At 37.5% G+C, this 1,376-nt stretch carries 1 protein-coding gene and 1 pseudogene; both read left to right on the forward strand.

What is annotated here, in order from left to right; genetic code table 11:
- The coding region (locus tag AC2VE5_RS27475) for an O-antigen ligase family protein (RefSeq protein WP_486890700.1) at window positions 1-759 on the forward strand (759 nt) is incomplete at its 5' end.
- 83 nt (window positions 760-842) lie between these two features.
- Window positions 843-1,376 (forward strand): annotated as a pseudogene (locus AC2VE5_RS27480) (hypothetical protein); the annotation flags it as partial.

Consider the following 1,376-nt stretch of genomic DNA (forward strand, 5'->3'; position numbering starts at 1 on the left):
AATCAACGCCTGTTTAAGTTGGCCGTTATCATGGCTCTAACACTAACTATTGTTGGTCTTGGTTCGCGGGCTGCCCTATTAATTGTAGGCATATTTTTTCTGTGTTTGACATTATTCATGAAAAATAAAAGGCAAGCACTAACTGCTGCTATAATAATAGTTATTTTAATCTCAACAACTACAGCAATTGTCTATTCAAAAGCTAGTACCGACCGCCTTTATTCCCTTGAAGATTCATCTCGCTCAGAAACATACTTAACATCCTTTCAAATTATTAGCCATCGAACTGCTGAGCTTAATATTACTGGTTCAGGTTATGGCTCTTATTGGCCCTGGTATCTTACAGATATGGATGACGCGAAAGTTAGTTTTATGGATAGCACTCCTACCTTCCTAGTACATCCCTTTGGATATCTACTGTATCATCCTCACTCGACTTTCCTGTTGTGTGTTGTTGAATTAGGAGTTTTAGGCTTGACCTTTTTTGCTGCTCTATGGATTGCTTTAGTTAAGCTCCTCCTTCACAATCATCAGAGAATTGAATCTAGTATTTTTAATTGTGGCATTTTTGCTTCAGGATTTTCAATGTTCTTTGATTTTTTTATCTTTAAAGGTGGACAAATTAATATGATATGGTGGGCTTATTTATTTGGCGCTCTGGCATTTAATTCTAATCTGTTTGAATCAAAAAATAACAGTAACCCTGCAAAAAATAAACTTATTCAGAATGAAGACCAAAAACTACATATCAGAATTTAAACAACAAAAGCAATGTTTGCTTACTTTCTCTAGGTTGCAATCGTGCTTTTTTCCTAGATATTTCCAATTGCAGTGGAAGAAACATGAGCCATAAAAATAAGTTAGCTTTAGCATTGCATAGTTACTATCGTAATTTAAGTTTTCTACATGTTTCTGCAAATGCAACCCGTCGGATACTCTTTTTAGGTTGCATATTCGTGATGGTTTCACTAATGGTGTATCTAGTAGCAGGATCAGTAGAACCTCAACGAATCACGAAGAAGCTGATTGAGTATGGTTGGGATGCACCAACCCCTAATTTTTTTCGAGAGCATATTAAGCAAATGGAAGCACGTCCCTTTGATGGCGTGGTGATTAAACTTAATGCAGGTAAAAAAGTTTTTAAGAAAAAGTCCTACCCAAACACAGCATTTACGCAAGATCGAAAAGACCTTTCTGCTACAAATTCCTCTAAGCTCACTAATAACTTCATTGTAATGTGGTCTGCGATTGAGGAAGGGTGGGACTGGTTTGACGATGCTAACTGGGCTGCTGCTGAAATGAACATTGAGAACTTTGCCAAGACTGCCAAAGCTGGTCGCGTCAAGGGCATTGCTTTAGACCCAGAGCCTTATAGT

This window comes from Aliterella sp. E5.1, assembly GCF_057473825.1.